The organism is Polaromonas sp. UBA4122 (assembly GCA_002381615.1).
In the GTDB taxonomy this organism is placed as follows: domain Bacteria; phylum Pseudomonadota; class Gammaproteobacteria; order Burkholderiales; family Burkholderiaceae_C; genus Polaromonas.
Genome location: DFWY01000005.1, coordinates 26,411 through 31,369 on the forward strand (window position 1 = coordinate 26,411; position 4,959 = coordinate 31,369).

Annotated in this window: 5 protein-coding genes and 3 tRNA genes; 7 read left to right on the forward strand and 1 reads right to left on the reverse strand. The window is 60.0% G+C overall.

Annotated features, from left to right (window positions below):
• From B3F77_RS00970 to B3F77_RS00985, 4 genes are all read left to right on the forward strand, one after another.
• Positions 1-307: LysE family translocator (locus B3F77_RS00970; RefSeq protein ID WP_293603149.1), on the forward strand; the 307-nt coding region annotated here is incomplete at its 5' end.
• A gap of 46 nt (positions 308-353) precedes the next feature.
• Positions 354-1,397, forward strand: a complete 1,044-nt coding sequence (gene trpD / locus B3F77_RS00975) for an anthranilate phosphoribosyltransferase (RefSeq protein ID WP_293603150.1) — start codon at positions 354-356, stop codon at positions 1,395-1,397.
• A gap of 31 nt (positions 1,398-1,428) precedes the next feature.
• Positions 1,429-2,220 carry an indole-3-glycerol phosphate synthase TrpC gene (gene trpC / locus B3F77_RS00980; protein ID WP_293603151.1) on the forward strand — a complete coding sequence of 264 codons (792 nt, stop codon included), beginning with the start codon at positions 1,429-1,431 and terminating at the stop codon, positions 2,218-2,220.
• Between the two features lie 8 nt (positions 2,221-2,228).
• The gene (locus B3F77_RS00985; RefSeq protein WP_293603152.1) at positions 2,229-2,984 is read left to right on the forward strand and encodes a uracil-DNA glycosylase; all 756 of its coding nucleotides are present in this window, start codon (positions 2,229-2,231) and stop codon (positions 2,982-2,984) included.
• Positions 2,985-3,059: 75 nt separating this feature from the next.
• Here B3F77_RS00985 and B3F77_RS00990 read toward each other — a convergent pair whose 3' ends face one another.
• Positions 3,060-4,157: a patatin-like phospholipase family protein gene (locus tag B3F77_RS00990; protein WP_293603153.1), complete on the reverse strand. Its 1,098-nt coding sequence runs from the start codon at positions 4,155-4,157 to the stop codon at positions 3,060-3,062.
• A gap of 219 nt (positions 4,158-4,376) precedes the next feature.
• Between B3F77_RS00990 and B3F77_RS00995 the strand changes: the two genes are divergently transcribed.
• From B3F77_RS00995 to B3F77_RS01005, 3 genes are all read left to right on the forward strand, one after another.
• Positions 4,377-4,462: transfer RNA gene (locus tag B3F77_RS00995), tRNA-Tyr, on the forward strand.
• 142 nt (positions 4,463-4,604) lie between these two features.
• A tRNA-Gly gene (locus B3F77_RS01000) sits at positions 4,605-4,678 on the forward strand.
• An 81-nt stretch (positions 4,679-4,759) separates the two neighbouring features.
• A tRNA-Thr gene (locus tag B3F77_RS01005) sits at positions 4,760-4,834 on the forward strand.
• The last annotated feature ends 125 nt before the right edge of the window (positions 4,835-4,959 follow it).

Here is a 4,959-nt window from a genome sequence, read left to right on the forward strand (position 1 = left end):
AAGCATATTTTTTCAGGGTTTCTGGACGAATGCGCTCAATCCCAAGGTGGCGCTGTTTTTTCTGGCTTTCGTGCCGCAGTTCATCGCGCCTGGCACCCCGAACAAGCCGCTGGCGTTCTTGCTGCTCGGTCTGCTGTTTAATTTCAATGGCCTGTGGGTCAACATCGGATGGGCGCTGGCGGCCGCCTGGCTGGCGCGGCGCGTGGGAGCGGTGCAGCGCAGCATGCAGCGGCTGGAGCGTATTGCCGGCCTCATGTTCATCGGTTTTGGCCTGAAGCTGGCTTTTTCCGATCATCCGGCGATCTGATGCCCAGTCCAATGAAGCAAAAAACAAGCGAATAAGGAGAACCGTCATGCCCGACACCCACCACATCACCCCGCAGGAAGCCTTGCAGCGCACCATCGAGCACCGTGAGATCTTTCACGACGAGATGCTGCACCTCATGCGACTCATCATGAGCGGCGAGATGTCGCCCGTGATGATGGCGGCGCTGATCACCGGCCTGCGCGTCAAGAAGGAAACCATTGGCGAGATCACCGCAGCGGCGCAGGTGATGCGCGAGTTTTCCACCAAGGTCCACATTGCCGACAAAACCCATCTGGTCGATATTGTGGGAACGGGCGGTGACGGCTCGCACACCTTCAATATTTCGACTTGCGCCATGTTTGTCGCTGCTGCGGCGGGCGCCAAGGTGAGCAAGCACGGCGGCCGCAGCGTCAGCAGCAAGTCGGGCAGTGCCGACGTGATCGAGTCGCTGGGCATCCGGCTCAACCTGTCGCCCGAGGCCATTGCCCGGTGCATCGAAGAAGTCGGCGTCGGCTTCATGTTTGCTCCCAATCACCACCCGGCCATGAAAAACGTCGCGCCGGTGCGCAAGGAACTGGGCATCAAGACCATTTTCAACATCCTGGGCCCGCTGACCAACCCGGCCAGCGCGCCCAACATCCTGATGGGCGTGTTCCATCCCGACCTCGTGGGTATCCAGGTTCGTGCGCTACAGCGCCTGGGAGCCGAGCATGCCCTGGTGGTGTACGGCAAGGACGGCATGGACGAAGTCAGCCTGGGCGCGGCCACCGTGGTGGGCGAACTCAAAAACGGCGAGATCACCGAATACGAAGTTCACCCCGAAGACTTCAAGCTGCCCATGGCCAGCAACCGCGCGCTGCGCGTTGAGACTCCCGAGCAGTCCAAAGCCATGCTGCTCGGCGTGCTGGACAACCAGCCGGGCGCGGCGCGCGACATTGTTATCCTCAATGCCGGTGCGGCTCTGTATGCCGCCAATGTGGTCGACTCGATACAAAGCGGGATTCAGCTTGCACGGGCAGCCCTTGAATCCGGCGCGGCCAAAGCGCGCCTGCAGCAACTCATTTCCACCACCCAGGCACTTGCTGCTTGAAATTCGCAGCTCAAGCTGCAGACTGAATGACATGTCCGATATCCTGAACAAGATTGTTGCCGTCAAGCGCGAAGAAATCGCGGAAGCGATCAATCGCAAGCCCCTGGCCGCCATGCGCAAAGACGCGGAATCACGCGTGCTCACGCGAGACTTCGTCGGCGCCCTGCGCGCCAAAATCGCGGCAGGTCAGCCGGCGGTGATTGCCGAAATAAAAAAGGCCAGCCCGTCCAAAGGCGTGCTGCGCGCGGATTTCATTCCCGCCGATATCGCACAGACCTATGCCGAGCATGGCGCGGCCTGCCTGTCGGTCCTTACGGACAAGCAGTTTTTTCAGGGCAGCATTGATTATTTGAAACAAGCCAGAGCCTCGTGCAGTTTGCCGGTTCTGCGCAAGGATTTCATGGTCGATGCCTACCAAATTTATGAATCGCGCGTCATGGGGGCCGACTGCATTTTGCTGATCGCGGCCTGCCTCGACGATGCACAGATGAAGGCGCTGGAAGCGCTGGCGCTGTCACTTGACATGGCGGTGCTGGTCGAAGTGCATGACGAGGCCGAACTTGAGCGTGCGCTCAGGCTCAAAACGCCGCTGGTTGGCATTAACAACCGCAACCTCCAGACCTTTGAAGTCTCGCTCGATACCACCTTGGAGCTCCTGGGCAAGGTGCCCGCGGACCGCCTGCTGGTCACCGAATCCGGCATTGCCACCCCGGCAGACGTGCAGCGCCTGCGTGAAGCCAAGGTCAACGCCTTCCTGGTCGGCGAGGCCTTCATGCGCGCAGAAGACCCGGGCGCCGCCCTGAAGCAGTTGTTTGCGCTGTAGTAGTTGCCATGGAACAGGCGCAGCTGGTCGGAATGTCGGCATCGGGTGCGCTTGAGCGCTTGACCAGCGCGGACCCTGCAGACTGGCCTGTGGCGCCCGGCTGGCGGTCCCTGACCGATGCCTTTTTTGCCAGTGAAGCGGGGCAGAAGCTGCTGAGTTTCTTGCGCAGCCGGCTGGCGGAAAACGCCGTGATTTTTCCGCCCCAGCCGCTGCGCGCGCTGGAACTCACGCCGCCCGAAGAGGTGCGCGTCGTCATTCTGGGTCAGGACCCTTATCACGGGCGGGGCCAGGCTGAGGGGCTGGCTTTTTCGGTCGCCCCCGGCGTGCCTTTGCCGCCGTCCTTGCGCAATATCTTCAAGGAACTGCAGCGCGATTTAGGGATACCGCCGCCCGAGTTTCCGGTGCCCGGTGGCAGCCTGGTGCGCTGGGCGAGCAACGGTGTGCTGCTGCTCAACACCTGTCTGACGGTGGAAGAGGGCCGCCCGGCCAGCCACGCCGGCCGGGGCTGGGAGGTGTTAACCGATAGCGTGATCCAGCAGGTCTCGGCCGGCGACCATCCCGTGGTGTTTATGCTGTGGGGCGCCCATGCACAAGCCAAGCGCGCGCTGATCGACGCCCGCCGCCATAAGGTGCTGATGGCAAATCATCCGTCGCCGTTGTCGGCCCTGCGGCCGCCTGTGCCCTTTATCGGTTGCGGGCATTTTTCGCAGGCGCACCATTGGCGTGACCCACAACAAAGTCGCCAGAAAGACCAAAAACCTTAGGCGTACGCTATTATTTCAATAGCTATTTACGTCCGTGCTATATGGGCCAAGTGCCAAAATGGCACTTGATATTCCCTAAAACTCCTGCGCCAGGCCGCCAACGTAGTCGCGGCGGATATTGACCGTACTCTGCTGGCCCAAGGCCTCAAAGTGACGGCCCAGCCAGCATTTCGCCGCGTCCTGGCCCATTTCAAACAGCTTTTCGAGCAAGGCCGTGTCGGTAGACATCTTGCTGGAGGCCGGCAGGTTTTCCATCGCCTCGCCGCCATCAATACGGTGCAGCAGCAGGCTTTTGTATTGGGCGCCCTCTTGCAGGCGGCCGTCGGCCAGCAGTCGGTTGATGAAATCGATGGCGCGCATCTGGGAAAGCAGGCTGGCATTGAAGGTCAGCTCGTTCACGCGGTCCATGATGTCATGCGGTGTTTGCGGGGTGCTGGCGCGCCGCAACGGGTTGATTTGCACCACGATGATGTCGCGGCTGCTGCAATCGTTGATGAGGGGCAGCAGGGCGGGATTGCTGGAGAAACCACCGTCCCAGTAAGGCTGTCCGTCAATTTCCACGGTCTGAAAAAATGTGGGCAGGCAGCTTGATGCCATCACTGCCTGTAATGTCAGGCGCTTGCCTGAGAAAATCTCGGCCTGCCCCGTCGTCACATGCGTGGCCGAGACAAAAACTTTCGGCCCTTGCAGTCGGGCGAGGGCGGTGAAATCAATTTCGGCCTGCAACAATTTGCGCAGCGGGTTGATGTCCAGCGGGTTGGACTGGTAGGGTGACATCCACTGGCTCATGGCATTGAAGTTGGCGCCCACTTTTTCGGAAGACCAGTTGCCCAGCATCATCTTGCTGATGCTTCCGGCCATCGCGCCCAAGCTGCCCATGGCCGCGATGCCCTGCCAGATTCTGCGAAGTGACGCGCGCGCCGCCTCCCTGGGGGCTGGCGTTTTGCTGCCTTCTTGCGCGGTAGCGGCGAATCCATGCGCCAGCGCCACGGCGTTGACGGCGCCCGCGCTGGCGCCGCTGATGCCGTCGATCTGAATGCGCTCATCCTGCAGCAGGGCATCCAGCACGCCCCAGGTGAAGGCGCCATGCGATCCGCCGCCTTGCAAGGCCAGGTTGACCCGGCGCAGGGAAGGCGACTGCGGCGGTGTGGGGGAGGGAAGCGCTTGATTCATAAAGGGGTTGACAGACTTGCCGCCTGGAGCGGTGGATATCCCATCATGCCTCAAGGCTGGCGGATCGGGCAAACCACGGGGGCAGAAGGCCAGGCGGCGCGCTGGCGGCACCCTGCGGAGGCAGGGAATAGCGGTCAATCAACAAATTTCAAAGGTTTTTGCCATGACAGCATGTGCCAACCGACCTAAAACCGTGGCATAATCTGAGGTTCGCTTGAAGGATGGGTGCCCGAGTGGCTAAAGGGGGCAGACTGTAAATCTGTTGGCTAACGCCTACGCTGGTTCGAATCCAGCCTCATCCACCAGATTTTTGTTGATTTTTGGCAAGCGGGGTCAGCGCAAGGCAAACACGATAAGGCTATTGGCCGAAAGGTTGTTTTGGGTTGCGAGGTCATTGAGTGTGAGTTGTGATGTGATTTGAATAGCTAGCTGAATAGGTAGAGCTGCGCGGGAGTAGTTCAATGGTAGAACCCTAGCCTTCCAAGCTAATGACGCGGGTTCGATTCCCGTCTCCCGCTCCATAAAGCTGTGGGTGTAGGTGTTTATGGGGTTCTGGCAGTTAATTTTGTGCCAGCTCGCAGTGAGGAATTTTTTTGAGTTCAGCCCATTTGGCTCAGTGGCAGAGCACTCCCTTGGTAAGGGAGAGGTCGCGGGTCCGATTCCCGCAATGGGCACCATATTTTGAGCTGGCGCGGCGCGGCGCGGTTTGTGTTGCGAATGGCTGTAGTTAACTGGTTTTGTAACTTTTCGGAGTTGAAAAATGGCAAAAAGCAAATTTGAGCGGACCAAGCCGCACGTCAAC

Coding starts and splice junctions, on each gene's coding strand:
- trpD (WP_293603150.1), top strand. CDS start 354: ATGCCCGACACCCACCACATCACCCCGCAGGAAGCCTTGCAGCGCACC.
- trpC (WP_293603151.1), top strand. CDS start 1,429: ATGTCCGATATCCTGAACAAGATTGTTGCCGTCAAGCGCGAAGAAATC.
- B3F77_RS00985 (WP_293603152.1), top strand. CDS start 2,229: ATGGAACAGGCGCAGCTGGTCGGAATGTCGGCATCGGGTGCGCTTGAG.
- B3F77_RS00990 (WP_293603153.1), bottom strand. CDS start 4,157: ATGAATCAAGCGCTTCCCTCCCCCACACCGCCGCAGTCGCCTTCCCTG.